General features: G+C 73.1%; 20 protein-coding genes. 7 read left to right on the top strand and 13 right to left on the bottom strand.

What is annotated here, in order from left to right:
* The first annotated feature begins 79 nt into the window (after positions 1 to 79).
* Together KUM38_RS36000 and KUM38_RS35995 are read left to right on the top strand one after the other, a co-directional pair.
* Positions 80 to 2,995, top strand: coding sequence for a glycoside hydrolase family 48 protein (locus KUM38_RS36000; RefSeq protein ID WP_217135970.1), 2,916 nt, complete (start codon positions 80 to 82; stop codon positions 2,993 to 2,995).
* A 143-nt stretch (positions 2,996 to 3,138) separates the two neighbouring features.
* Positions 3,139 to 5,802 carry a cellulose binding domain-containing protein gene (locus KUM38_RS35995; RefSeq protein ID WP_217135968.1) on the top strand — a complete coding sequence of 888 codons (2,664 nt, stop codon included), beginning with the start codon at positions 3,139 to 3,141 and terminating at the stop codon, positions 5,800 to 5,802.
* A 55-nt stretch (positions 5,803 to 5,857) separates the two neighbouring features.
* On the opposite strand, the gene KUM38_RS35990 is transcribed toward KUM38_RS35995, so the two are convergent.
* Genes KUM38_RS35990 through KUM38_RS35980 form a run of 3 tightly spaced genes read right to left on the bottom strand, consistent with a single transcriptional unit; the run spans position 5,858 to position 8,852 of the window.
* Positions 5,858 to 7,729 (bottom strand): rhamnogalacturonan lyase, encoded by a 1,872-nt coding sequence (locus KUM38_RS35990; protein ID WP_217135967.1) that lies wholly within the window; start codon positions 7,727 to 7,729, stop codon positions 5,858 to 5,860.
* Positions 7,730 to 7,764: 35 nt separating this feature from the next.
* On the bottom strand, positions 7,765 to 8,541 hold the full coding sequence (locus KUM38_RS35985; RefSeq protein WP_217135965.1) for a class I SAM-dependent methyltransferase: 777 nt from the start codon (positions 8,539 to 8,541) through the stop codon (positions 7,765 to 7,767).
* Positions 8,542 to 8,546: 5 nt separating this feature from the next.
* On the bottom strand, positions 8,547 to 8,852 hold the full coding sequence (locus tag KUM38_RS35980; RefSeq protein ID WP_217135963.1) for a 4a-hydroxytetrahydrobiopterin dehydratase: 306 nt from the start codon (positions 8,850 to 8,852) through the stop codon (positions 8,547 to 8,549).
* A gap of 132 nt (positions 8,853 to 8,984) precedes the next feature.
* On the opposite strand from KUM38_RS35980, the gene KUM38_RS35975 reads away from it, so the two are divergent.
* Positions 8,985 to 9,803, top strand: coding sequence for a helix-turn-helix domain-containing protein (locus KUM38_RS35975; protein WP_217135961.1), 819 nt, complete (start codon positions 8,985 to 8,987; stop codon positions 9,801 to 9,803).
* Here KUM38_RS35975 and KUM38_RS35970 read toward each other — a convergent pair.
* Positions 9,785 to 10,210 carry a hypothetical protein gene (locus tag KUM38_RS35970; protein WP_217135959.1) on the bottom strand — a complete coding sequence of 142 codons (426 nt, stop codon included), beginning with the start codon at positions 10,208 to 10,210 and terminating at the stop codon, positions 9,785 to 9,787. The two genes, KUM38_RS35975 and KUM38_RS35970, sit on opposite strands and share 19 nt — an antisense overlap.
* A 222-nt stretch (positions 10,211 to 10,432) precedes the next feature.
* On the opposite strand from KUM38_RS35970, the gene KUM38_RS35965 reads away from it, so the two are divergent.
* Positions 10,433 to 11,296, top strand: a complete 864-nt coding sequence (locus KUM38_RS35965; RefSeq protein ID WP_217135956.1) for a helix-turn-helix transcriptional regulator — start codon at positions 10,433 to 10,435, stop codon at positions 11,294 to 11,296.
* Positions 11,297 to 11,359: 63 nt separating this feature from the next.
* Positions 11,360 to 12,175, top strand: a complete 816-nt coding sequence (locus tag KUM38_RS35960) for an SAM-dependent methyltransferase (protein WP_217135954.1) — start codon at positions 11,360 to 11,362, stop codon at positions 12,173 to 12,175.
* 13 nt (positions 12,176 to 12,188) lie between these two features.
* Here the strand turns inward: KUM38_RS35960 and dnaK are convergent, their stop codons facing one another.
* The 6 genes from dnaK to KUM38_RS35930 all read right to left on the bottom strand — a co-directional run bounded on the left by dnaK (position 12,189) and on the right by KUM38_RS35930 (position 20,530).
* Positions 12,189 to 14,063 carry a molecular chaperone DnaK gene (dnaK, locus tag KUM38_RS35955; RefSeq protein WP_217135952.1) on the bottom strand — a complete coding sequence of 625 codons (1,875 nt, stop codon included), beginning with the start codon at positions 14,061 to 14,063 and terminating at the stop codon, positions 12,189 to 12,191.
* A gap of 86 nt (positions 14,064 to 14,149) precedes the next feature.
* Complete coding sequence (locus KUM38_RS35950; protein ID WP_217135950.1) at positions 14,150 to 14,884, bottom strand: glycerophosphodiester phosphodiesterase family protein; 735 nt, start codon at positions 14,882 to 14,884, stop codon at positions 14,150 to 14,152.
* 80 nt (positions 14,885 to 14,964) lie between these two features.
* Complete coding sequence (locus KUM38_RS35945) at positions 14,965 to 15,393, bottom strand: OsmC family protein (protein WP_030856337.1); 429 nt, start codon at positions 15,391 to 15,393, stop codon at positions 14,965 to 14,967.
* Positions 15,394 to 15,491: 98 nt separating this feature from the next.
* Positions 15,492 to 17,291 carry a hypothetical protein gene (locus KUM38_RS35940; RefSeq protein WP_217135948.1) on the bottom strand — a complete coding sequence of 600 codons (1,800 nt, stop codon included), beginning with the start codon at positions 17,289 to 17,291 and terminating at the stop codon, positions 15,492 to 15,494.
* Positions 17,288 to 18,349 carry an ATP-binding protein gene (locus tag KUM38_RS35935; RefSeq protein ID WP_217135946.1) on the bottom strand — a complete coding sequence of 354 codons (1,062 nt, stop codon included), beginning with the start codon at positions 18,347 to 18,349 and terminating at the stop codon, positions 17,288 to 17,290. Before KUM38_RS35935 ends, KUM38_RS35940 begins: the two co-directional genes overlap by 4 nt.
* A 96-nt stretch (positions 18,350 to 18,445) precedes the next feature.
* Positions 18,446 to 20,530 (bottom strand): phage holin family protein, encoded by a 2,085-nt coding sequence (locus tag KUM38_RS35930; protein WP_217135944.1) that lies wholly within the window; start codon positions 20,528 to 20,530, stop codon positions 18,446 to 18,448.
* A gap of 258 nt (positions 20,531 to 20,788) precedes the next feature.
* Between KUM38_RS35930 and KUM38_RS35925 the strand changes: the two genes are divergently transcribed.
* Positions 20,789 to 21,562 carry an MBL fold metallo-hydrolase gene (locus KUM38_RS35925; RefSeq protein WP_217135943.1) on the top strand — a complete coding sequence of 258 codons (774 nt, stop codon included), beginning with the start codon at positions 20,789 to 20,791 and terminating at the stop codon, positions 21,560 to 21,562.
* Positions 21,563 to 21,609: 47 nt separating this feature from the next.
* A complete protein-coding gene (locus KUM38_RS35920) occupies positions 21,610 to 22,233 on the top strand; it encodes a DedA family protein (RefSeq protein ID WP_217136003.1) in 624 nt (207 codons plus the stop codon).
* 18 nt (positions 22,234 to 22,251) lie between these two features.
* Here the strand turns inward: KUM38_RS35920 and KUM38_RS35915 are convergent, their stop codons facing one another.
* The 3 genes from KUM38_RS35915 to KUM38_RS35905 all read right to left on the bottom strand — a co-directional run bounded on the left by KUM38_RS35915 (position 22,252) and on the right by KUM38_RS35905 (position 25,530).
* Positions 22,252 to 23,307 carry an MBL fold metallo-hydrolase gene (locus KUM38_RS35915; protein WP_217135942.1) on the bottom strand — a complete coding sequence of 352 codons (1,056 nt, stop codon included), beginning with the start codon at positions 23,305 to 23,307 and terminating at the stop codon, positions 22,252 to 22,254.
* Positions 23,304 to 24,551 carry an aminotransferase class I/II-fold pyridoxal phosphate-dependent enzyme gene (locus tag KUM38_RS35910; RefSeq protein ID WP_217135941.1) on the bottom strand — a complete coding sequence of 416 codons (1,248 nt, stop codon included), beginning with the start codon at positions 24,549 to 24,551 and terminating at the stop codon, positions 23,304 to 23,306. Before KUM38_RS35910 ends, KUM38_RS35915 begins: the two co-directional genes overlap by 4 nt.
* A 295-nt stretch (positions 24,552 to 24,846) precedes the next feature.
* On the bottom strand, positions 24,847 to 25,530 hold the full coding sequence (locus tag KUM38_RS35905; protein WP_217135940.1) for a hypothetical protein: 684 nt from the start codon (positions 25,528 to 25,530) through the stop codon (positions 24,847 to 24,849).
* Positions 25,531 to 25,583 lie beyond the last annotated feature (53 nt).

Here is a 25,583-nt window from a genome sequence, read left to right as displayed (position 1 = left end):
CCTCACCCCATCCTCACTATGGGAGCGCTCCCACTGGTTCAAGGCTTGACATGTCCGAGTCGCAGGAGGAACCAGCACCATGCATCCCCCACCCAGGAGACGCAGAGGCTTACGCCGTTTGCTGACGGCCGCCGCGGCTGCTCTCGCGCTTCCGCTGACGATGCTCTCGACCGGGTCGACCCCCGCCCAGGCGGCGGCCGTCCAGTGCAGTGTCGACTACAAGACGAACGACTGGGGCTCCGGATTCACCGCGGAGCTGACCCTCACCAACCGCGGTGCGGACGCCATCGACGGCTGGACCCTGACGTACGACTACGCCGGCAACCAGAAGCTCACGAACGGCTGGAACGGCAGCTGGTCGCAGTCCGGAAAGACCGTGACCGTGAAGGACGCCGGGTACAACGCCAAGATCGCCGCCGGCGCCGCCGTCACGACCGGCGGCCAGTTCACCTACAGCGGCAGCAACGCCGCTCCCACGTCCTTCGCGATCAACGGCACCACCTGCGTCGGGGCCCACCAGCCGCCGATCACCGTGCTGACCAGCCCTCAGGCCGGCGCCGTCTACACGCAGGGCGAGGCGGTCCCGCTCGCCGCCACCGCGGCGGCGGCCGACCAGGCCACCGTCACCAAGGTGGAGTTCTACGACGACACCGTACTGCTGGGCACGGACACCAGCTCGCCCTTCACGCTCTCGGCCTCTGGTTTGACCGTGGGCAGTCATTCACTGGTGGCGAAGGCGTACGACAGCATGGGGGCTTCCGCCTCCTCGACCCCGGTCGGCATCACGGTCGCCTCGGGTCCCGCCGTGGTGGCCACGCCGTCCCAACTGGGCGTCCAGCAGGGCGAGTCGGGCACGTACGAGGTGAAGCTGTCCAAGCAGCCGAGCGCGAACGTGACCGTCACGACGGCCCGGGCGAGCGGCAACTCGGGGCTGTCGGTCTCCGGTGGCGCCTCGCTCACCTTCACGCCCTCGAACTGGAACACCGCGCAGAAGGTGACGATCGCCGCCGACTCCTCGGGCAGCGGCACGGCGGTCTTCGAGTCCTCGGCACCGGGCCACGCCAAGGCGGCGGTCACGGTGACGCAGCTGGGCGCCGAGAAGGCGTACGACGCGCGTTTCCTGGAGCTGTACGGGAAGATCACCGACCCGGCGAACGGCTATTTCTCGCCGGAGGGCATCCCGTACCACTCGGTGGAGACGCTGATCGTCGAGGCGCCGGACCACGGTCACGAGACCACCTCGGAGGCGTACAGCTACCTGCTGTGGCTGCAGGCGATGTACGGCAAGGTGACCGGTGACTGGTCGAAGTTCAACGGGGCCTGGGAGATCATGGAGAAGTACATGATCCCGACCCACGCGGACCAGCCGACCAACTCCTTCTACAACGCCTCCAAGCCGGCGACGTACGCGCCCGAGCACGACACCCCGAACGAGTACCCGTCGCAGCTCGACTCGGGCGTCTCGGTCGGCCCCGACCCGATCGCGGGCGAGCTGAAGTCCGCCTACGGCACGGACGACGTCTACGGCATGCACTGGATCCAGGACGTCGACAACGTGTACGGCTACGGCAACTCGCCCGGCAAGTGCGAGGCGGGCCCGGCGGACACCGGACCGTCGTACATCAACACCTTCCAGCGCGGCCCGCAGGAGTCGGTGTGGGAGACCGTCCCGCAGCCCACCTGCGACGCCTTCAAGTACGGCGGGAAGAACGGCTACCTGGACCTGTTCACCAAGGACGCCTCGTACGCCAAGCAGTGGAAGTTCACCAACGCCCCGGACGCCGACGCGCGCGCCGTGCAGGCCGCGTACTGGGCGGACCTGTGGGCGAAGGACCAGGGCAAGGGCTCCGAGGTCTCCGCGACGGTCGCCAAGGCCGCGAAGATGGGCGACTACCTGCGCTACGCCATGTTCGACAAGTACTTCAAGAAGATCGGCAACTGCACCAGCCCGTCCTGCCCGGCCGGCACCGGCAAGGACGCCTCGCACTACCTGCTCTCCTGGTACTACGCCTGGGGCGGTGCCACCGACACCTCGGCGGGCTGGGCCTGGCGCATCGGCTCCAGCCACGCGCACGGCGGCTACCAGAACCCCCTCGCCGCGTACGCGCTGAGCGCGTACGCGCCGCTGAAGCCGAAGTCGGCGACGGGCGCGGACGACTGGGCCAAGTCGATGCAGCGGCAGCTGGAGTTCTACCGCTGGCTGCAGTCCGACGAGGGCGGCATCGCGGGCGGCGCGACCAACAGCTGGGCGGGCCGGTACACGACCCCGCCGTCCGGCACGCCGACCTTCTACGGCATGCACTACGACGAGAAGCCGGTCTACCACGACCCGCCGTCGAACCAGTGGTTCGGCTTCCAGGCGTGGTCGATGGAGCGGGTCGCCGAGCTGTACCAGCAGACCGGCAACGCGCTCGCCAAGTCGGTCCTCGACAAGTGGGTCGACTGGGCGCTGTCGGAGACCACGGTCAACCCGGACGGCTCCTTCCGGATCCCGTCGACGCTGCAGTGGTCGGGCAAGCCCGACACCTGGAACGCGTCGTCGCCCGGCGCCAACAGCGGGCTGCACGTCACCGTCGCCGACTACACCAACGACGTCGGTGTGGCCGCGGCGTACGCCAAGACGCTGACGTACTACGCCGACCGCTCCGGTGACACCGAGGCGGCGGCCACGGCGAAGGCGCTGCTCGACGGCATGTGGGAGAACAACCAGGACGCGCTCGGCATCGCCGTCCCGGAGACCCGCGCCGACTACAACCGCTTCGACGACCCGATCCACGTCCCGAGCGGCTGGACCGGCACCATGCCGAACGGCGACGCGATCAACTCGTCGTCGACGTTCGAGTCGATCCGTTCCTTCTACCAGGACGACCCGGCGTGGTCGAAGATCGAGTCCTATCTGGCGGGCGGCGCCGCGCCCACCTTCACGTACCACCGGTTCTGGGCCCAGGCCGACATCGCCCTGGCCATGGGCTCGTACGCGGAGCTTCTCGAATAGCCCCCGCCGACGCTCCGCGTACCGGCTCCGGCACCTGACGCCGGGGCCACCCGCGGCCGGGCGGTCCCACTCGCGCACGGTGGGGCCGCCCGGCCCTCGCACGCTCCCCACTCCCCCCTCCCCCCAAGAGGAAGGAACGCACCGTGCGAAGAACCCGTGTCCTCACGGCCGTGCTCGCGCTGGCGGCCGGTCTGCTCGCGGGCGGCCCGCCCGCCCTGGCCGCCGGCGCCCCGGAGCCGGCCACCACGCTCGCCGCCGACACCTACACCTGGAAGAACGCGCGCATCGACGGCGGCGGTTTCGTGCCCGGCATCGTCTTCAACCGCAGTGAGAAGGACCTGGCCTACGCCCGCACCGACATCGGCGGCGCCTACCGCTGGCAGGAGTCGACGAAGACCTGGACCCCGCTGCTGGACTCGGTCGGCTGGGACGACTGGGGGCACACCGGTGTGGTGAGCCTCGCCTCCGACTCCGCCGACCCCGACCGGGTGTACGCGGCGGTCGGCACGTACACCAACGACTGGGACCCGACGAACGGCGCGGTGCTGCGCTCCACGGACCGGGGCGCGAGCTGGAAGAAGGCGGACCTGCCGTTCAAGCTGGGCGGGAACATGCCGGGACGGGGCATGGGGGAACGGCTGGCGGTCGACCCCCACGACAACGACGTGCTGTACCTGGGCGCGCCCAGCGGCCACGGACTCTGGCGGTCGACCGACGCGGGCGCCACCTGGTCCGAGGTGACGGCGTTCCCCAACCCCGGGAACTACGCCCAGGATCCGAGTGACACGTCCGGGTACGCGTCCGACAACCAGGGCATCGTCTGGGTCACCTTCGACGAGTCGACGGGCAGCGCGGGGACGGCGACGAAGACGGTCTACGTCGGGGTCGCCGACAAGGAGAACGCGGTCTACCGGTCGACGGACGCGGGCGTGACCTGGCAGCGCGTCGCCGGCCAGCCGACGGGCCACCTGGCGCACAAGGGTGTCCTCGACGCCGAGAACGGCTACCTGTACCTGGCCTACAGCGACACCGGCGGCCCGTACGACGGCGGCAAGGGCCGGCTGTACCGGTACGCGACGGCGACCGGCACCTGGACGGACATCAGCCCGGTGGCGGAGGCCGACACCTACTACGGCTTCAGCGGCCTGACCGTGGACCGGCAGAACCCCGGCACGGTGATGGCGACGGCGTACAGCTCCTGGTGGCCGGACACGCAGATCTTCCGCTCGACGGACAGCGGCGGGACCTGGACACAGGCGTGGAGCTACACCTCGTACCCCGACCGCGAGAACCGCTACACGATGGACGTCTCGTCCTCCCCCTGGCTGACCTGGGGCGCGAACCCGTCGCCGCCCGAACAGACCCCGAAACTGGGGTGGATGACGGAGGCGCTGGAGATCGACCCGTTCGACTCCGACCGGATGATGTACGGGACGGGCGCGACGATCTACGGCACCCAGAACCTGACGAACTGGGACGACGACACCTCGTTCACCATCACCCCGATGGTGCGGGGCCTGGAGGAGACGGCCGTCAACGACCTGATCTCTCCCCCGTCGGGCGCGCCGCTGATCAGCGCGCTCGGTGACATCGGCGGCTTCCGGCACACGGACCTGACCAAGGTGCCGCCGATGATGTTCACCCAGCCGAACTTCACGTCGACGACCAGTCTCGACTTCGCCGAGTCCAACCCGAACACGGTGGTACGGGCCGGCAACCTGGACTCCGGTCCGCACATCGCGTTCTCGACCGACAACGGCGCCAACTGGTTCGCGGGGACGGACCCTTCGGGCGTGAGCGGCGGCGGCACGGTCGCGGCGGCGGCCGACGGCAGCCGGTTCGTGTGGAGCCCGCAGGGCGCGGGCGTGCACTACGCGACCGGTTTCGGCACGTCCTGGTCGGCGTCGAGCGGCATCCCGGCGGGGGCGGTCGTCGAGTCCGACCGGGTGGACCCGAAGACGTTCTACGGCTTCAAGTCCGGGAAGTTCTACGTCAGTACGGACGGCGGCGCGACGTTCACGGCCTCGTCCGCGACGGGGCTCCCGGCCGGCGACAGCGTGCGCTTCAAGGCACTCCCGGGGGCGAAGGGCGACGTCTGGCTGGCGGGCGGGGCGAGCGACGGGCCGTACGGCCTGTGGCACTCCACGGACTCGGGCGCGACGTTCACCAAGCTGTCGAACGTCGACGAGGCCGACACCGTCGGCTTCGGCAAGGCGGCGCCGGGCGCCTCGTACCAGACCCTCTTCACCAGCGCGGAGATCGACGGCGTACGCGGCATCTTCCGCTCCACGGACAAGGGCGCGACCTGGACCCGCGTCAACGACGACGCCCACCAGTGGGGCTGGACGGGCGCGGCCATCACCGGTGACCCGCGGGTCTACGGCCGTGTCTACGTGGCGACCAACGGCCGCGGCGTCGTCTACGGCGACACCTCGGACACCGGCGGCACGGAGCCGGACCCGGGTGGGCCCGACCCCGAGCCGACCGGCGCCTGCGAGGTGACCTACAAGGTCACCAACCAGTGGGCCGACGGCTTCCAGGCCGACGTCCAGCTGACCAACACGGGCACGACCGCCTGGAACGGCTGGTCCCTGACCTGGTCCTTCGCGGACGGCCAGAAGATCTCCCAGCTCTGGAACGGGTCCCCCACCCAGTCGGGTCCGGCGGTGACGGTCCGCAACACCGACTGGAACGGCACGGTGGCGGCGGGCTCGTCGGCGGCCTTCGGCTTCACGGCGAGCAGATCGGCGGCCAACACCGAGCCCACGGCCTTCAAGCTGGGCGGGGAGACCTGCGCGGTGAGATGACCCGGTACACCCCGGCCCGCCCGCACTCGGTGCGGGCGGGCCGGGGTTCGTCCGCTCAGGGGGTGAAGACCGTGGGCCTGGTCGGGGTGGGCATGTCGGCGCCGATGAAGAAGCCGGTGTGCGGGGGCTGGTTGTAGGCGGTGTTCTGCCAGGCCAGCGAGGTGCGGTAGAGGGTGTCGTGGAGGAGCGTGGTGATCCTGCGGTCCGTGTCGTGGGGAGTGGAGTAGATGCGCAGGTTCTTGTTGTCGCTGGTGCGCCAGACGACCTCCTCGCGCCAGTCGCCCAGGATGTCACCGGACAGGACCGGGGTGGCCTTGGTGCCGTTGTTCGACGACACGCCCGAGCCGGTCAGCAGGCGGGTGTCGGAGGACGTGCCGTACTTGTCGATGCGGGTGCCGTCGAGGAGTTCGCGGACCGGGTCGCCGTCCCACCAGGAGAGGAAGTTGGCGGAGGAGGGCTTACGGCCCTTGGTGGCGCCGCCCTCGTCGCGGACGGAGCTGTCGGAGGAGGACCACATCTCCGGGCCGGAGTTGCCCGACCAGACGTCCCCCGCGACCCCGCGGCCGTTGTCGCAGCAGGCGCCCAGCTTCCAACGCACCGCGCCGTTCGCGGGGTTGACGTACAGCGCGGCGGGCTGGCTCGTGGACTCGGAGACCTTGTAGTACTCCAGGCCGGAGGTCGACGGGTCGAGGTCGCCGAGGTGCTGGGCGTCGCCGTGGCCGGTCCTGGCGGTCCACAGGCCGTTGCCGTTGTCGTCGACGGCCATCGAGCCGTAGACGATCTCGTCCCGGCCGTCGTTGTCGACGTCACCGACGGAGAGGGCGTGGGAGCCCTGGCCGTCGTAGCCCTTGCCGCTGTTGGTGGAGGAGTTGGTGTCGAAGGTCCAGCGGCGGGTGAACTGGCCGTTCCGCCAGTCCCAGGCCGCGATGACCGAGCGGGTGTAGTAACCCCGCGCCATGATCAGGGAGGGGCGGGCGCCGTCCAGGTACGCGGTGCCGGCGAGGAAGCGGTCGACGCGGTTGCCGTAGGAGTCGCCCCAGGAGGAGACCGTGCCGCGGGCCGGGACGTAGTCGACGGTGCCCATCGCCTTGCCGGTCTGCCCGTTGAACATCGTCAGGAACTCGGGGCCGGAGAGGATGTACCCGCTGGAGTTGCGGTGGTCGGCGGAGGAGCTGCCGATGACCGCTCCGGTGCCGTCCTTCGTGCCGTCGGCGGTCTTCATGGCGACCTCGGCCTTGCCGTCGCCGTCGTAGTCGTACACCTGGAACTGCGTGTAGTGGGCGCCGGAGCGGATGTTGCGGCCCAGGTCGACGCGCCACAGCCGGGTGCCGTCCAGCTTGACGCCGTCGACGATCGTGTTGCCGGTGTAGCCGGACTGGGAGTTGTCCTTAGCGTTGGTGGGCTGCCACTTGAGCACGATGTCGAGGGCGCCGTCGCCGTCGAGGTCGCCGACGGAGGCGTCGTTGGCCTCGTAGGTGTAGGAGACGCCGTCGGGGGTGGTGCCGCCGGACGGCGGGCTGATCGGCACGTCCTTGTAGCCGGCGCGGAACTGGATCGCGTGCACCGAGTCGCCCTGCTCGGTGCCGTTCACCACCGCGCGGACGGTGTAGTCGGCGTGGGAGGGCGCGCCGGAGTGGAAGTAGGTGGTGGAGCCGGTGATCGGACTGGAGTTGACCTTGGTGCCGGCCCGGTAGACGTTGAAGGCGACGTCGTCCGGGTCGGTGCCGAGCCAGCGCCAGCTGACCAGGTTCCCGCTGCCGGTGTACACGCTGACGACGCCGCGGTCCAGCTTCTCGACCTGCCGTGCGGTGGCGGCCTCGGCGGGCGCGTCCGACAGCGCGGTCAGACCGGCGCCGGCCAGCGCCGCCACGGCGAGCGCCGCGGGAAGGACGACACGGCGTCTGCGGTGCCTGTGGGGGTGGGTCACGGGACGGACCTCCTGGGAGGACGGGTGGGTTCCGCCTATTGGTCGCCGCCGGGGCGCTCCAGGTTGCCGTCCTTCCGCTTCCGGTACGCCCGGAGGCGGAACACGGGGTCGGGGCGGGGCCGGTCCTGGTCCGGGAGTGCGGCCAGGCGGGCGGCGAACTCCTCGGCGACCGGCTCTCCGGGCGGCAGGGTGACGAACCAGCCGCGCCGCAGGTCCGCGATGGTGCGGCGGGGGCTGCGGCCCTGCCCGTGGCCCCGGAAGCGGGCCTCCCCGGCGGGGAGCAGGCCGTGCGCGGCGGCGCAGGCCCCGACGGCGTCGGGGTCGTCGGGGACCGGGCTGGGCGGGCGGGCGGCGAGGACCGCGTCGATGTCGCTGCCGACGTTGTGCGAGGCGCCCTTGTGGACGGTGGTGACGTACACCCCGCCGGGCCGCAGCACGCGGGCGCACTCGGCGACGACCGCCCGTACGTCCTCGGGTCCTGACAACAGGTGCAGCAGCCACACGCTGACCACGGCGTCGAACCGGGCGTCGTCGAAGGGCAGCCGGCGGCTGTCGGCGCGGACCACGGCGCCCGGCAGGCGGGCGGCGGCCATCCGGGTCATCGCCGGGGAGAGGTCGGCGCCCGTCACCCGCAGACCGGCGCGGGCGGCGGCGAACCGCCGGGTCACGATGCCGGTGCCGCACGCCACGTCCAGCAGGTCCCGCGCACCGCCCGGTACGAGGCCCAGCACGGCGTCGGCGGCGGCCGCCGCCCGTGGTTCACCGCCGCGTGAGGCGTCGTACCGTTCCGCTTCCTCGTCGTAGTCCAGCACGCGCCTCAGTGTGCACCGTGTCCGGGTGCCAGGTCCTCCACCCTGCGGGCGAGCTCGAGGTCCTTCTCGGTGACGACGCCGCCCGCGCTGTGGGTGTGCACGGACAGGGCCACGGTGTTGTAGCCGAGGGTGAGGTCGGAGTGGTGGTCGAGCTCCTCCTGCACCTGGGCGATGTGGACGACCATCGCGGTCGCCGCGACGTGCGAGCCGAGCCGGTAGGAGCGGGTGAGCCGGTCACCGTCGAGCGACCAGCCCGGCAGCTCGGCCAGCCGGTCCTCGATCTCCTTCTGCGACAGCGGTTCGACGGGCATGGGCTGCGCTCCTTCGCCGGTTCGGGCCTCGTGATCCGTGCGGGACTCCCAGGCTGCCACAGAAGCCCCCCGGAGGCCCGGCCGGAGACGGGCGGCTCCCCGGCAGGGCCGTTTCTCGATTACCGTCCTGCCATGACCACTGTCACGTCCGGTACCGCTTCCCGCACCGGGGGCGTGGGCCCGCTGCTGCGCGCCTGGCGGGAGCAGCGGCGGGTCAGCCAGCTGGAGCTGGCCCTGCGCGCCGATTCCTCCGCCCGGCACATCAGCTTCATCGAGACCGGCCGCTCCCGGCCCAGCGAGGAGATGGTGCTGCGGCTGGCCGAGCACCTGGACGTCCCGGTGCGGGAGCGCAACGCGCTGCTGCTGGCGGCCGGTTACGCGCCCCACTACCCGGAGACCCCGCTGGGCGACCCCGCGCTGGACGTGGTGCGCGAGGGCGTCGAGCGGCTGATCACCGGCTTCGAGCCGTATCCGGCGCTGGTGGTGGACGCGGTGTACGACGTCGTGGCGGCCAACCGGGGGGTCGTGGCGCTGTTCGACGGCGTCCCGGAGTCCCTGCTGACGCCGCCGCTGAACGCGGTGCGGCTCACCCTGCACCCGCGGGGGCTGGCGCCGCGGATCCGGAACCTGCGGGAGTGGCGCGGACATCTGCTGGAGCAGATGCGGCGGCAGATCGCCCTGCACCGCTCGGAGCGGCTGCGGGCGCTGTACGACGAGGTGGCGGCGTTCCCGGTGCCGGACACCGCCGGCCGGCCGGAGGAACCGGCCGAGCCGGTGGCGTACTTCGCGCTGCCGATGCTGATCGAGCACGGGGGACAGACGCTGTCGTTCGTGTCGTCGATCTCCACGTTCAACACGCCCATGGACGTGACCGTCGCCGAGCTGGCCGTGGAGACGCTGCTCCCGGCGGACCCGGCGACGGCCAAGTACCTTCAGTCCTGGCTGAGCTGACGCTCCTTCAGCGCCCTGTGCTGGAGCAGGGCGAAGCCCGCCACGGTGAGCGCCTGGAGGACCGTCCACACCGCGCCCGCCGTGGTCGGGGTGAGCCACAGCGCGAGGGCGGCGAGACTCACCGCCGTCCAGGCGAGGTTGGCCTCGACGACGATCCGCACGCCGGGCGCCGGCGGGTGCGGCCGGGCGGCCAGCAGGCCCACGCCGGCCGCGTACACCGCGAGGAACGCGCCGAGCCCGAGCAGCAGGCCGGAACCGGCCCCGAGGAACCGGCCGAGCGGTCCGGAGAGGGTGAGGTAGGCGACGGCGTTGGCACCGGTCACCACGGCGTCGAGGGCCAGGAAGCGGCGCAGCATCCGCTGCGGCTCCACGGTCCGGGCGAGCACGGCGAGCTGGGTCGCGGACATGACGTATCACCCTTCGTCGGGATCGGTTGCCGGGTTCCGGGCCGGAGTGCGCCGGCCCGGAACCCGGTGCGTCCACGATCCCGCGCGGGTGGGGCCGGGTCGATTACCTGCCGGGTAATGCGGCGAGGACCAGCGAAACAGGGCGGTGACCTGCGGCTCGTGAGAGGGTCGGAGGAACATGACAGACTGGGCGCATGCCCGGGCGCGTTGGGGAGGCGTGGCGTGAGTGAGCGGCGGGCCGCACCCACCGTGGGCCAGGTGGTCCTGGGAAGGCGGCTTCAGGAACTGAGGGAGACGGCGGGCCTCTCGCGGGAGGAGGCCGCCCGCGTCCTGCGGGTGGCGCCCGCGACCGTACGGCGGATGGAGACCGCCGAGGTCGCGCTGAAGATCCCGTACGTCCAGCTGCTGCTGAGCGCCTACGGGGTGCCCGAGGGCGAGTCCGCCGCGTTCGTCGAGCTCGCCGAGGAGGCGAACCGGCCGGGCTGGTGGCAGCGGTACGGCGACGTGCTGCCCGAGTGGTTCAGCATGTACGTGAGCCTGGAGGGCGCCGCCCGTATCATCCGCTCCTACGAGCCGCACTTCGTGCCGGGGCTGCTGCAGACCGAGGGGTACGCGCGCGCCGTACTGGAGGCCGGGACGATCGGGAACATCGGGCCCGAGGCGGTCGAACGGCACGTGGCGCTGCGCATGGAGCGCCAGCGGCTGCTCGAGCGCCCCGACCCGCCGCACCTGTGGGTGCTGATGGAGGAGACGGTGCTGCGCCGTCCGGTGAGCGTCGACGGCCGGGTGATGCGCGACCAGCTCGACAAGCTCCTGGAGTGGTCCGCGCGGGACCGGATCACGCTGCAGATCGCCGAGTTCGCGGACGGACCGCACCCGGGGACGTACGCGCCGTTCTCGCTGTTCCGGTTCGCCGAGCCGGAGCTGCCGGACATGGTGTTCACCGAGTACCTGACCGGCGCCCTGTACCTGGACTCCCGCAAGGAGGTGTCGGCGCATCTGGAGGTCCTGGACCACATGACGGCGCGGGCGGCCTCGGCCCAGCGCACCGAGAAACTGCTGCGGGAGTGCCGCGAGCACTACTGAGCCGCGCGCACGAGCGAGCCTTCGCATCCACGCGTCCACGCATCCACGAGGAGAGGACCGTCCATGACCGGATCCGACGCCGCGCCCGTCCGCATCGACACCAGCCGGCCGCATCCGGCACGGGTCTACGACTGGTGGCTCGGCGGCAAGGACAACTACCCGGTGGACGAGGAGCTGGCGCGGAAGATCCTCGCGGCGGACGACACGGTGTTACGCGGGGCGCGGGCCAACCGCCGGTTCATGCACCGGGCCGTGCGCACCGTCGCCGAGGCCGGGATACGCCAGTTCCTGGACATCGGCACGGGCATCCCCACGGAGCCCAATCTGCACCAGGTGGCGCAGGGCGTCGCCGCGGAGTCCCGCGTGGTGTACGCGGACAACGACCCGATCGTGCTGCGGCACGCCGAGGCGCTGCTGCACGGCACCGCCGAGGGCGGCACGCGGTACGTGCACGCCGATGTGCGGGACGCGGACACGCTGCTGCGCCGGGCGGCCGAGTCGCTGGACCTCGGCCGGCCCGTGGCGCTGTCGCTGGTCGCGCTGACCCACTACCTGGACGACGATCCGGACGGCGACGACGTGTACGGCCTGCTGGAGCGGTACACGGCCGCGCTGGCGCCGGGGAGCTATCTGATCCTCTCCCAGGTCACGCCCGATCTGAGTCCGGAGGCCGTGGAGCGGGCGGCGCACCTCTTCGGGCGCAGCGGTACGCCCTTCCACCCGCGCCCGCTGGCCGCGTTCTCGCGCTTCTTCACCGGCCTTGAGCTGCTGGGCCCGGGGGTGATCCCGGTGCACGGGTGGCGTCCGGCGGCGGAGGACGTGGCGGCGCAGGCGGAGGGCATCGTGCCGGTGTACGCGGGGGTCGCCCGCAAGCCCTGACCGGTGCGGCGGGTCAGGCCGCGCCGTTCTCCCGGCGGCCGGTGTCCTTGTCCTCGTCGACGATCTCCGCGTCGACGACGCCGTCGTCCTCCTGCGGCGGGGTGGGCTGTTCGGTTCCCCCGGCCGGGGTCTGCTGGGCCTGCTCGTACATCGCCTGGCCCATCTTCTGGCTGACGGTGGCGAGTTTCTCGACGGCGGTGCGCAGTGCGGCGGTGTCGGAGGACTCCTGCTCCAGCAGCCGCTTCACCTCCGTGACGGCCGACTCCACCTCGGTCCTGGTCTCGCCGGGCACCTTGTCGCTGTTGTCCCGCAGGAACCGCTCGGTCTGGTAGACGAGTTGTTCGGCCTGGTTGCGGGTCTCGGCGGCCTCGCGGCGCTTGCGGTCCTCCTCGGCGTACTGCTCGGCGTCGCGCATCATGCGGTCGATGTCGTCCTTGGGGAGGGCCGAGCCGCCGGTGACGGTCATCTTCTGTTCGCGTCCGGTGGCGAGGTCCTTGGCGGAGACGTGCATGATCCCGTTGGCGTCGATGTCGAAGGCCACCTCGATCTGCGGGACGCCGCGCGGGGCCGGGGGCAGGCCGGTGAGGTCGAAGACGCCCAGCTTCTTGTTGTAGGCGGCGATCTCGCGTTCGCCCTGGTAGACCTGGATGCCGACCGAGGGCTGGTTGTCGGTGGCGGTGGTGAAGATCTCCGAACGCCGGGTGGGGATCGTGGTGTTGCGTTCGATCAGCCTGGTCATGATGCCGCCCTTGGTCTCGATGCCCAGGGACAGCGGGGTGACGTCGAGGAGCAGCACGTCCTTGACGTCGCCGCGCAGGACGCCCGCCTGGAGGGCGGCGCCGAGGGCCACGACCTCGTCGGGGTTGACGCCCTTGTGCGGCTCCTTGCCGGTGAGTTCGCGGACCAGGTCGGTGACGGCGGGCATCCGGGTGGAGCCGCCGACGAGGATGACGTGGTCGATGGCGGAGAGCTGCACGCCGGCGTCCTTGACGGCCTGGTGGAAGGGCTTCTTGCAGCGCTCCAGGAGGTCCTCGGTGAGTTCCTGGAACTGGGCGCGGGTGAGCTTCTCGTCGAGGTGCAGGGGCCCTTCGGCGGAGGCGGTGATGTAGGGCAGGTTGACGGTGGTCTCCGACGAGGAGGACAGTTCGATCTTCGCCTTCTCGGCGGCCTCGCGCAGCCGCTGCACGGCCATCTTGTCCTGCGCCAGGTCGACGCCGTACTGCCCCTTGAAGCGCTTGGTGAGGTACTCCACGAGGCGCTGGTCCCAGTCGTCGCCGCCGAGGTGGGTGTCGCCGTTGGTGGCCTTCACCTCGATGACGCCCTCGCCCATGTCGAGCAGTGACACGTCGAAGGTGCCGCCGCCCAGGTCGAAGACGAGGACGGTCTGGTCGTTCTCCTTGTCCAGGCCGTACGCCAGGGCCGCCGCCGTCGGCTCGTTGATGATCCTGAGCACCTTCAGGCCGGCGATCTCCCCGGCCTCCTTGGTGGCCTGCCGCTGGGTGTCGTCGAAGTACGCCGGCACGGTGATGACCGCGTCGGTGACGTCCTCGCCGAGGTAGGACTCGGCGTCCCGGCGCAGCTTCTGCAGCACCCGGGCGGACAGTTCCTGCGCCCGGTAGCGGGTGCCGTCGACGGAGCCCTGCTCGGGGAAGCGCCAGTGCGCGTCGCCCATGTAGCGCTTGACCGAGCGGGCGGTGCGTTCGACGTTCGTCACGGCCTGCCGTTTGGCGACCTCGCCGACCAGCACCTCGCTGTTCTTGGCGAAGGCCACGACCGAGGGGGTGGTGCGCGCGCCCTCCGCGTTGGCGATGACGGTGGGCTCACCGCCCTCCAGCACGGCCACCACCGAGTTCGTGGTTCCCAGGTCGATTCCGACCGCACGTCCCATCGCTGTCCCCTTCCGCCAGGGCACCTCTCCGGACTTCCAGCACAAAACTTGAGCGGCCTGTTGTCAATAGTGTGAGCGGGTGGTTGTCAACGAGCGGGGTCCGCGTCCCGCAGGGCCACGGCGCGGCGGGGCCGGTCGGTGATCAGCACGTCCACGCGCGGGTCGCCGAGGAAGCCGCGCAGCGCCGCGTCCTCGTTGACCGTCCACACCATGGTGAACAGTCCGCCCCGCGCCGCCTCGCGCAGTACGGTGGCGCGGGCCAGGCGCCAGTGCGCGGCGACCCCGTGGGCGCCGCAGGCGCGGACGCGGCGCAGGGGCAGCAGCTCGCCGATCCGGGTCCGCACCAGCCGGCCCCGGCGGATGTCCTTGCCGTCCCGGCCGAGGGACAGCACGGTGCGTACCCGTGGACGGGCGGCGGTGATGGCGGCGACGGAGCGGTCCTCGAGGGTGGTGGCGACGAATCCGTCCTCGCCCAGCAGGGCGACCGCGCGGTCGATCAGCTCCCGCTCGTGGCCGGTCTCCTTGAGATCCAGATGGGCGACGAGTTTCCCGGCGACCAGCTCCATGACCTCGTCCACGACGGGCACGGGGTATCCGGCGCGCTCGTTCAGCTCGGCGTGGGTGAGCGCGGCCAGCGGCGGGCCGGTGTGGCGTACGCGGGGGTCGTGGTGGACGACGAAGACCCCGTCCGCGGTGCGCCGCACGTCGAACTCGACGTACTCCGCGCCGGACGCGAGCGCGTCCTCGTACGCCTCCCAGGTCGCCGGGGCGGCGCGCTCGGATCCTCCCTGGTGGGCGGAGACGGCGGGGCGTGGCGTCATGGTGGTCGGCTCCGGGAGGGGACGTGCCGCAGGCCGCCCCGGAGGGGAGCGGCCTGCGGTGGTGCGGTGCGGCGAGCGGGTCAGGCGAGCTTCGCCGTCAGGGTGATGTTCGTGCCCTTCAGCGCCTGGCTGACGGGGCAGTTCACCTTGGCGTCCTCGGCGGCGGCGACGAAACCGGCCTCGTCCAGGCCGGGGACGGTGCCCTCGACGGTGAGGTGGATGCCGGTGATGCCCTCACCGGGCACGAAGGTGACGTCGGCGGAGGTGGTCAGCTTGGTCGGCGGGGTGCCGGCCTTGTCGAGACCGTTGGAGAGGGCCATCGAGAAGCAGCTGGAGTGCGCGGCGGCGATCAGCTCCTCCGGGCTGGTCTTCCCGTTCGCCTCCTCGGCCCGCGACGCCCAGGTGACCGGCTGCTCGGCGATGCTGCCGGAGGAGTCGAAGGCGACGACCCCGCTGCCCTTGAAGAGACTGCCTTCCCAAACGGTGTGTGCGGAGCGCGTGGCTGCCATGACGCATCCTTTCGAAAATGTCCGGCCGTGTGTCCGGCGGTGCTCGGTCCGGGCGCCCGGGTCGCCGGGTGCCCGCCCCCATCCGATCACATCACGGCTCAACTCACCCGGAAGACGGGCCCCCTCGCGGTGAACGGCAGCCGCGCGCCCTGCGGGATCAGATAGGCGTGCTCGCGCCGGACCCGCAGGACGTCGCACCAGCCGTCGGTGATGACCAGGACCGGCGCGGTGGGCGGGAAGTCGTCGGCGCGCTGGAGGAAATCGATGCCGGGCTGCAGGACGGTGCCGCCCCGGCCGTGCACCCGCACCCGTCCCGCGATCTCGGTGACCGGCACGTACCCCGCGTCGTGCGGTGCCGCGTCGCAGAACACCACGCGGGCGGCCGGTACGTCGCGGGCCTCGGCGTAGGAGGCGATGGCGCCGAGCGCCTTGCCGAGCAGGACGCGGTCCATGGAGCCGGAGGTGTCCAGGACGACGCCGAAGGTGCAGCGGGCGATCTCCTCGGGCGGGAAACAGCGCCCGGCGCGGGGGATGTCGGGGGTGGACGCCTGACGCCGGGAGGGACGCGCGTACGACCGGAGCGGCTCGGGGCGCGGCACGAACTCGTCGAACCAGCGGGCGAGGCGGGCGTCCCAGGGCACCGGCGGGTGGCTGAGCGCGCGGATCTCCTGGACCAGGCCGGCGGGCAGGAAACCGCGCTCCTGCTGATCGTGCAGGTCCAGGCCCCGGGCGAGACCCCGGCGGTAGAAGCCGTCGAGGTCGACGCGGTCCCGGGGCGGACCGAGCGGGGCGCCGAGGACGTCGCCGAGCCCCTTGCCGCGCAGGGTGGCCAGCCGGCGCATCCGCCGGAGGTCGACGGTGATCCGGTCGTAGACCTCCTCGGCGGACAGTCCGGCGAGCTCCTTGTCGTACAGCAGGCCCTCGGGCATGGTGCCGACCCGCATCTCCTCCAGCCAGCCGTTGATGACGTAGTCGCAGGCGACGTTGAACAGGTACGGGTCGCGGCCGCCGCAGCGGTCGCCGTGGCGCAGGGCGGCGTGCAGCATCTCGTGCGCGAGGACGAACCGCCATTCCTCGTCGTCGAACCGCCGCAGCGGGTTGACGTAGATCTCGCCGGCCTCGGCGTTGACGGCGGCGACGGAGATGCCGTGGGCGCGGGCGAGTTCGGCGTCGGCGACGAGGGTGATGCCGGAGGCGATCCCGCCGAGCAGGGGGTAGGAGGAGACGAACCAGCTCAGCGCCCGCTCCCAGGGGCGTCGTGGGGCCGGCTTGCCGTCCAGGCTGTCGCGGCGGCCGCCCGCCATGTCCATCGCTGCGGACACGGTGCGGGTGAGGGCGGTGGCGAACGCCAGCTGGTGGTCCGGCGGCTGCCCGTACCAGCCGTGCCACTCCTGGAGGAACAGGTCCGCCTCGCCGGCCGCCGTGCCGCAGCACTCGTACACGGCCGGGACGCCGTCCCGGCGCCAGCGGGCGGCGAGCCGCTCCTCGTCGCCGTCGGGGTAGGCGGCGGGCAGGTGGTCGGGCGCCGTGCCGATGGGGAAGCCGAGCAGGAAGCGGTTGACGACCACGCAGCGGGCGGCGAGCTCGCAGTGGTCCGGCTGCTCGCGCGTGCCCTTGGCGGCCGGGACATGGCCGAAGCCGAGGTGGAGGACGGCGTGCGCGAGGGCCCAGGCCCAGGCGTCCGGGTCGGCCATGCGGTCCGGGTGGGCGTGCAGGACGGCCTCGGAGTCCACCCGCACCAGTCCCTCCCGGGGTGCGAGCTCGCAGTCCTCCCGGCGGCAGACGTCGAACTCGACGGCGGCCAGCGCCGGGTTGGCCCGCACCAGTTGCAGTCCCGCGTCGAACGCCTCCTGCGCGAGGTCGCGCTTCTTCGGTCCCTTCGTACGGGCACGGCTCACCGGCGCGCCTCCACCAGCCGGGGCATGTCGCGGGCCGCCTCGACGAGGAACCAGGAGGGCAGGACCGGGTTGCCGTCGCCGTCGGAGGCGATGACGGTCTGGGCGACCTCGACGGAGATCTCGGCGAGCTGCACCAGCAGCGACTTGGCGCGGTACGCGGTCTGGCGGCCGTTCGCCGACATGTGCTCCTTGGTCGCCGGGAGTTCCTTGACGAGGCGTCCGCGGAACGACTCGGCGAGGTAGTAGAGCAGGTCGCGGTCCTCCAGGCGGTGCGGCCAGCGGGCCTCGCCCTTGATGACGGCGTCGATGCCGAAGCGGCTGCGCACGATCTTGACGTAGCCGCAGAAGGCGGTGGCGTGCGCGGGGGTGAGCGTGCCGTGCGCGAGGACCTTCAGGGTGTCCTCGTCGAGGTCGCGGCCGAAGGAGTGCAGCGCGTCGGAGAGCATGTGCCAGGAGCGGGGGGTGGAGAACGGCTCCTCGGTCTTCGGCGGCTTGGACCACAGGTGGTCGGGGCGGTCGGTGAGGTGGTCGGTGATCCACGGGTGGATGCCGTTGTTCCCCGCCCACACCAGCCAGTCCTTCGGGGACGCCTCCAGGTGGACGTGGGTGAGGCGGTTGACGAGCGCGGAGGCGATGGGGCGGGCGAGCGCGTTGTCGGTGGCGCGGTTGCCGGCGCCGATGACGATGGAGCCCTTGGGCAGCTCGTAGTCGCCGATGCGGCGGTCCAGGATCAGCGAGTAGAACGCCTTCTGCACGTCCGGGGTGGCCGCGTTGAGCTCGTCCAGGAACAGGCAGTACGGCTCGTCGCGGGCGATCGCCTCCGGCGGGCAGAACACCGAGCGGCCGTCGCGGATCTGCGGGACGCCGATGAGGTCCTCGGGGGCGAGCTGGGTGCCCAGCAGGCTCACGCACTCCAGCCCCAGTGACTCGGCGAACTCCCGGACCAGGGAGGACTTTCCGATGCCGGGCGCGCCCCAGAGGAACACCGGCCGCACGGTCGCGAGACCGAGCAGCAGCTCCGGGATGCGGGCGGGGGTGACGGTGACGGCTGCCTGCACGCAGCGACTCCAGGGGTGTGAGGAAGGGGGAGACACGCCCAGTGTGGGCCGCGGCGATCGCTCACGCAGCCGAATTTCCGGCGCCCGGCGGTGCGGTCAGGCCGCGCGTTCCCGGTCCGGCTCCGTCGGCACGTCCGCCTCGTCCGACTCGGTCAGCCAGCGGCGCAGCACCCGGTGGACCTGTTCGGCGCCGGTGAGGTCCGTTCCGTCGTGGACGGGCGCGGACAGCGCGAGGGGGGAGAGCAGGAAGGGGCGGGACTGGGCGCCGCCGAGGCCGCCGTGGGAGCCGATCTGCTCCTCGAAGGCGAGGACCTCTCCGTCGGCGGGGTCGTGGAAGGAGTTGACCATGATGTCGGCGGTGTGCGGGAAGGTGTGGGTGCGGCGCACGACGTCGGCGGCGCCGGGACCGAACGCGGCCAGCGGGCCGGGGTTGTCGTCCAGCTCGTCCAGCGGGATCTCCGCGCCGTACGCGCCGAGGACGACCCCGCCGTGGCGTTCGCTGCGGACCAGGAGGAAGCCGATGCCGGGGTGGTTGGCGAGGGTCGGCAGCAGCGCGGGGTGGCGGGCGTCGATCTCCTCCTTGGTCATCCGGTGCGGCACGTCAGGGAAGGAGATCAGGCCCAGGTTGCCGGAGGCGAGCACGACGGGTTCGGAGCCGCGGGAGGGGCGGTAGTGCTCGGCGCCCTCCTCCACGGGCCGGCGCAGCGCCGCCCGGACGGCCGCGCGGGCCTCCGCGCCGCTGTGGGTGCGCCGGGCCCGGCGCGGCACGGGCAGTCCGCAGCCGGCCCGCACCAGGTCGCCGAGGGTGAGGCCGTAGCGGGAGCGGAAGGTCTCGCCGGGGCTCTGCCCGTGGTCGGAGAGGACGACGATCCGGTACGGGCGGGGGGCGTGCTCGGCGACGTTCTCGATCAGGGCGAGGGCCCGGTCGAGGCGCTGGAGGACCTTCTCGGTGTCCCGGCTCACGGGCCCGGAGTGGTGGGCGACCTCGTCGTAGGCCACCAGGTCCGCGTAGACGGCGGTGCGGCCGGCCAGCAGGTCGCCGGTCACGGCGGCGACGACGACGTCCCGTTCGACGACGGTCGCGAAGGCCCGGACGAACGGGTAGAGACCGCCGCGCGAGACGCGCGGACGCTGCTTGCCCAACCGGGCCCGGGTGGACTGGCCGATCTCCCGGCCCACCTCGGCGACGAAGGACAGCGCGGTGCGCACGGCGTTGGCGGGGTCGGAGAAGTAGGCGAAGTAGCCCGCGCGGGAGCGGGCCGCCGGGCCGCGGCGGCGGGTGGCGATGGACAGCACCAGGGCCTGTTCGTCGGCGCCGCCGCTGAAGAGGTTGCCGCGGCTGGCACCGTCGTGGGCCAGCAGCCCGGCGTGGCCGGAGTACTCGATGGCGCGGGCCTGGAGTTCGGCGGCGCTGGTGGGCCGGTTGCAGACCATGACCTCGCGGCGGGCCTTCTCGTACCAGCGGAAGGCGGGGACGTCGTGGTTGCTGCCGTGCAGGATGCCGAGCTGGCTGGCGCCGGTCTGGCTGGACCAGTCGGTGCGCCAGGGGGTGAGGCGGTGGGAGGGGTGGTCGCCGCCGTCGCCGGTGCCGAGCCAGCGGGCGACGGTGGGCATCAGCCCCTTGTCGACGGCGGCCAGCAGCACGTCATGGCCGACGCCGTCGAGTTGCAGGAAGACGGTGCCGGGGGTGGTGGGGCAGGGCGGGGCGGAGCCCCGTCTGCGGTCGGCGAGGCGGTAGAGGCGGCGGCGGTAGGCGTCGTCGTCGCGCACGGCGAGGGCGGCGCCGGTGGCGGAGGCGACGGCGGACATCACCGCCGCGACCACCACGGCCGTCTCCGGGGCGGCGGCGCCCCGTTCGACGGGGTTGACCTGCAGGGCCAGCCAGAGCAGGGCGCCGTTGAGGAAGAACACCAGCAGACCGAGGACGAGCGCCGGCACCAGCAGCAGCAGGCGCACCAGCAGCGGCCAGACCAGGGCGGAGAGCAGGCCGAAGGCGCCGGCGCCGAGGGCGGCGGTGACCGCGATGTCCGTGGCGCTGTCGCCGTCGGCCGAGCGCAGCCGGAAGTCGGGCAGGAGGCCGGCGAGCAGCAGCATGGTGAGCGTGGAGACCGCCCACACGGCGACGCTCCGCCCGATCTGACTGGCGACCCGTCGCCACCGCTCGCCACCCACGCCCCGCACACCTCACGTCCCGGCCGACCTGGCCCGTCCCCACCCTGTCACAACGGCCGGACGAGGCGTTCCGTCCCCGGTCGCGCGGGCCGCCGACGGCTCGACGGCCGTCGTACCCGGCCGTCGGCGGCGACAGCCGCCGGCGCACCCGGGCCTTCACCGCCGCGTCGTACGGCGGTGAAGGCCCGGCCTGCCGTCTCCACGCGCCCCGCGCCGCGCACACTCCTGCGCGTAGGCTTCGGGGAGTCGTACGAGGGAGGCGCAGAGGTGCCGGTGGAGGTCACGTGGTGGGGTCACGCCACCTGCACGGTCGAGGACTCGCACACGCGGGTACTCACCGACCCCCTGTTCGCCCGCCGGCTCGCGCACCTGCGGCGCCGGCGCGGTGCGGTGCCGCCGGCCGAGGCCCGGCACGCGGACGTGGCCCTGGTCTCCCACCTGCACGCCGACCATCTGCACGTGCCGTCGCTGGCCCGGCTCGCGCCGGGTACGCGCCTGCTCGTGCCCCGGGGCGCACGACGCGCGGTGCCGGGGCTGCGCCGGCTCACGCACCTCGGCGTGAGCGAGGTGGCGCCCGGCGATGTGACGACGGTCGGCGGACTGGTCGTCCGAGCCGTGCCCGCGCGGCACGACGGGCGGCGGCTGCCGGTCGGGCCGCACCGCTCCCCCGCCCTCGGCTACGTCCTGGAGGGCGAGGCGCGGACGTACTTCGCCGGGGACACCGGCCTGTTCGACGAGATGGCCAAGGAGGTCGGGCCGGTCGACGTGGCGCTGCTCCCGGTGGGCGGCTGGGGGCCGTACCTGGGCGAGGGCCATCTGGACGCGGGGCGCGCGGCCGAGGCGCTGGCCCGGCTGGGGGCGTCCAGCGCGGTGCCGGTGCACTACGGCACGTACTGGCCGATCGGGATGGACGCCGTGCGCCCGCACGAGTTCCACGCGCCGGGGCACGAGTTCGAGCGGCAGGCCGCCCGGCACGCGCCCGGCGCGTCGGTGCACCGGCTGGGGCACGGGGAGCGCGTGCGCCTGGAGGCCGCGCGGTGATCCTTCCCGCCGCCCCGGGCCAGGCGGCCGGTGCGTCACTGGCGTCGGTGGCCGCGCCCGCGGCCCTGCCCGCCGTGGCGCCCGAGTTCACCCAGCAGGCCGTCGGCTACCCCTCGCTGTTCCTGCTGGTGCTGATCGGGGCGCTGGTGCCGGTGGTGCCGACGGGCGCGCTGGTCAGTTCGGCGGCCGTGGTCGCCTTCCACCGGGCGGCACCGTTCTCGATGGCGCTGGTGTTCGTGACGGCGTCGCTGGCGGCGTTCCTCGGGGACGTGGCGCTGTACTGGCTGGGGCGGCGCGGGATGAAGTCGAAGAACGGCTCCCGCTGGCTGGAGGCGATCCGGGAACGCGCCCCGGAGGACCGGCTGGCGCAGGCGCAGCGGAAGCTCGCCGACCACGGGGTGGCGGTGCTGGTGCTGTCCCGGCTGATCCCGGCCGGGCGGCTGCCGGTGATGCTGGCCTGTCTGGTCGCGAAGTGGCCGGTGCGGCGCTTCGTGCGGGGCAATCTGCCGGCCTGTCTGGCCTGGGCGGCGACGTACCAGCTGATCGGTGTCCTCGGCGGTTCGCTGTTCGACGAGCCGTGGCAGGGCGTGCTGGCGGCGATCGTGCTGACGGTGCTGATCAGCGTGGCCCCGGGCCTGTGGCGGCGGATGCGGGGGACGGCGGCGGGGTGAGGCGCGGGGCGGCTCCGGTCAGGTCAGAATCCGGGAGCCGCCCACCGGCAGGTCCCACAGGTGCTCGCGGGGCAGGCCCGTCTTCTCCCAGGCGGCGCGGACCCGGGTGAGCGGCTCCAGGACCGGCTCGGCGGAGAGGACGAACGTGCCCCAGTGCATGGGGGCCATGTGCCGCGCGCCGAGGTCCTGGGCGGCGCGTACCGCCTCCTCCGGGTCGCAGTGGACGTCGGCCAGCCACCAGCGGGGGGCGTAGGCGCCGATGGGCAGCAGGGTGAGGTCGATACCGGGGTAGCGGCGGCCGATGCGGGAGAACCAGTGGCCGTAGCCGGTGTCGCCGGCGAAGTGGACGCGCCGTCCGCCGGGGTCGGTGAGCACCCAGCCGCCCCACAGGGAGCGGCAGGTGTCGGCGAGGGTGCGCTTGGACCAGTGGTGGGCCGGAACGAAGTCGAAGCGGACTCCGCCGAGTTCGGCGGCCTCCCACCAGTCGAGCTCGGTGACGCGGGTGAACCTGCGGCGGTGGAACCAGGGGGCGAGCCCGGCCGGCACGAACACGGGGGTGTCGCGCGGGAGCCGGCGCAGGGTGGGGGCGTCCAGGTGGTCGTAGTGGTTGTGGCTGATGACGACCGCGTCCACGCGGGGCAGGGCCTCCCAGGCGACGCCCACGGGGGTGAGCCGGGCGGGGGTGCCGAGGATGCGGCGGGACCAGACCGGGTCGGTGAGCACGGTGAGCCCGCCGATCCGCAGCACCCAGCTGGCGTGTCCCACCCAGGTGACGGCGACCGTACGGGCGTCGACGCGGGGCAGCGGGCCGGGGACGCAGGGCAGCCGGGAGACGTCGGCGAGACCGTCCGGAGTGGGCCGTACGGTGCCCTCGCGGGCGAAGCGGGCGAGGGCCTTCAGACCGGGCAGCGGGGACGTCAGCCGGTCGTGGAAGGTGCGGGGCCACACCCGGCGTTCGGCGAGCGGGCGGGGCGCGGCCGGCGGCGGGTACGGAGCGGCGGCCGGATCGCCGGCCTCCCGGGCGCCGGACTCCGAGGTGGCCGTTCCCGTGGTCGACTCGGGGCGCTGCGTCATCGAGGGGACTCCTGTCGCCGGGCGTCGTCACGGAGATCGTCGAAGACCGTCGTCAGCCGGGTCAACGCGCTTCGCACCTGCGGCAGTTCCAGGGGCGCGGGGGAACTCAGGCCTTCCGCGCGCAGTTCGGCGGTGTCGCCCAGCAGGGGTGCGGTGGACAGCCGTACGCGCGGTGCCTCGAGATCGTCGCCGAAGCGGTGGCCGCCCGGTGCGGGCATGCCGAGCCGGGCGGTGAGGAAGTCCTCCAGCTCCTGGGCGTCGCCGACGCCGTGCGCGCCGAGCGCGGGGGCCAGGGGGGTGAGGTCGACGTACAGGTGCCGGCCGCAGCAGGGGGGCCGGGCGAGGGCGCCCGCGGCGACGACGGCCCGGTGCGCGGCGGCGGCCACGCGCGCGTGCAGGCGTACGGCGTCGGCGACGCGCGCGGTGACCGGTCCGGGCTCGGACAGCGCGTACACCGCCGCGGCGGCGACGGGGGAGGCGACGCGCGCGTCGAGCGCGGTGAGCACGTCGAGCACGCGCGCGTGGAGCGCGTTCCCGTCCTCGCCCGCCGGGAAGCGCGCCACCGCCGCCGGCCAGCCCGGCGGGAGCAGGGCCCCGGCCAGGTCGGTGACGACGGTGACCCGGTCGGGCAGCATCTCGGCGGGGCTGAGCAGCACGGTGCCGTGCGGGTCGTGCAGGGTGTCGCGCCAGGTCTCGTCGCTGACCAGGTGCAGCCCCTCGGCGACGGCGGCCTCCAGGGTCTCGTGCAGCAGTTCGGGCGGGGTGACGCCGGCGGTGGGGTCGTCGGCGACGGAGAGCACCAGCAGGCGCGGGTCACCGCCCTCGGCCCGCAGCCGGCGCACGGTCTCCAGCAGGGCGTACGGGTCGGGGACGCCGCCGCTCTCGGCCGGGGTCGGCACGTGGAAGGCGGGGCGGCCGAGCAGGCGGGCGTAGGGGGCCCACCAGGCGGCACAGGGCCGGGGCACCAGCACGTCGCCGCCGAGGGCGGCGGTCAGCGCCACCAGCAGGGCGGGGGCGCCGGGGGCGACGGCCACCCGGTCGGGGGCGGCGGGCAGTCCGCGCCGGTCGCCGTAGCCGCAGGCCGCGTCCAGCAGGGCGGGCCCGCCGCCGACCGGTTCGGCGCCGGCGCGGGAGGCCGCGGCGGCGAGCACCGCGGACAGCTCGGGCAGGACGGGCAGCCCGTCCTCGGGGAGCGCCGGCCCGAACCGGACGGGGCCGTGACCTTCCGGATCCGTCCGCCGCATCCCTACCTCCGCGCAGTTCCCCGGCGTCGTGCCCGGCGCCGCCGACTCGTGCTCCAGGTCCTGTCGTCACACCCCGCCGTCCGTCCGAAGGCGGGCCCGGCCACGTACGGTGCGTGCGATCGCGAGGTGCCGGTGCTCCCTCGACGGGCCCTCCGGGGGAGTGCGTGCCAGGCGTCGCCGGGCGGACGGGAACGTGACGACAGGACCGACAGGACCTAAGCCAGTCAGTACCCAGCGTGCCGCGAGCCATGGGTGCCGGGGTGGGGGGCGCTGTTCACGGCGTGGGCGGCGGACGTCAGCCGTCCGCACGGGTGGTCCGGTCCCGGTACACGCGGTGCGCGGCGGCGCCGAACGCGCCCGCGATCAGCAGCCCGCCGACGGCCAGCGCGGGCACGGAGTCGGTGAAGGCGCCGCCCCCACCGGCGTGGACGCCCTGGCGCGCGGGGGTGTCGGCGCAGGGGGTGGCTTTCGACCCGGTGGGCTCGGGGTCCGGGGTCCTGGATTCGGTGGGCTTGGATTCGGTGGGCTCGGGTCCGGTGGGCCTGGATTCGGTGGGCTTGGGCTTCAGGGCCTTCGGTTCGACGGCCCCGGGTCCGGTGGGGGCGCTTTCCCTTTCCCCGGGGGCGGGGATCTCCGCCTCGGGACCGAGTTCGGCGTCGAGTTCGGCGTCGAGATCGGCGTCCGGGTCGGCGTCGAATTCGGTGTCCAGGTCGGCGTCGAGTCCGGCATCGAGTTCGGTGCCCAGCTCGTCCAGGTCGTCCAGGGCCGTGCTCTTCGGCACGGCCGCCTCGGGCCCGGCGGGTCCGGGGACATCCGGTTCCCACTCGTGTTCCCCCGGTTCCGGGCAGGGCGAGTGGGAGGCGGAGCCCCAGGAGGCCCCGTCGTCCAGAACGGTGCCCGCGAACGCGGCCGGTGCGAGCGCCGCGAGGGCGGCACCGGTGGCGGCGGCGAGGGACAGGGAACGGGCGGTGCGGCGCATGGTGCGGGCTCCTTCGAGCGACGGCGGGGGCACGGCGTGCGGTCACGCCCCAC

Origin of the sequence: Streptomyces sp. AC558_RSS880 (assembly GCF_019049255.1) — a bacterium.
Classification (GTDB): domain Bacteria; phylum Actinomycetota; class Actinomycetes; order Streptomycetales; family Streptomycetaceae; genus Streptomyces.
This window is presented reverse-complemented; position numbering and strand designations above follow the sequence as displayed.

Coding starts and splice junctions, on each gene's coding strand:
- KUM38_RS35960 (WP_217135954.1), top strand. CDS start 11,360: ATGACCGGATCCGACGCCGCGCCCGTCCGCATCGACACCAGCCGGCCG.
- KUM38_RS35975 (WP_217135961.1), top strand. CDS start 8,985: ATGACCACTGTCACGTCCGGTACCGCTTCCCGCACCGGGGGCGTGGGC.
- KUM38_RS36000 (WP_217135970.1), top strand. CDS start 80: ATGCATCCCCCACCCAGGAGACGCAGAGGCTTACGCCGTTTGCTGACG.
- KUM38_RS35915 (WP_217135942.1), bottom strand. CDS start 23,307: ATGACGCAGCGCCCCGAGTCGACCACGGGAACGGCCACCTCGGAGTCC.
- KUM38_RS35970 (WP_217135959.1), bottom strand. CDS start 10,210: ATGTCCGCGACCCAGCTCGCCGTGCTCGCCCGGACCGTGGAGCCGCAG.
- KUM38_RS35910 (WP_217135941.1), bottom strand. CDS start 24,551: ATGCGGCGGACGGATCCGGAAGGTCACGGCCCCGTCCGGTTCGGGCCG.
- KUM38_RS35950 (WP_217135950.1), bottom strand. CDS start 14,884: ATGACGCCACGCCCCGCCGTCTCCGCCCACCAGGGAGGATCCGAGCGC.
- KUM38_RS35905 (WP_217135940.1), bottom strand. CDS start 25,530: ATGCGCCGCACCGCCCGTTCCCTGTCCCTCGCCGCCGCCACCGGTGCC.
- KUM38_RS35945 (WP_030856337.1), bottom strand. CDS start 15,393: ATGGCAGCCACGCGCTCCGCACACACCGTTTGGGAAGGCAGTCTCTTC.
- KUM38_RS35980 (WP_217135963.1), bottom strand. CDS start 8,852: ATGCCCGTCGAACCGCTGTCGCAGAAGGAGATCGAGGACCGGCTGGCC.
- dnaK (WP_217135952.1), bottom strand. CDS start 14,063: ATGGGACGTGCGGTCGGAATCGACCTGGGAACCACGAACTCGGTGGTG.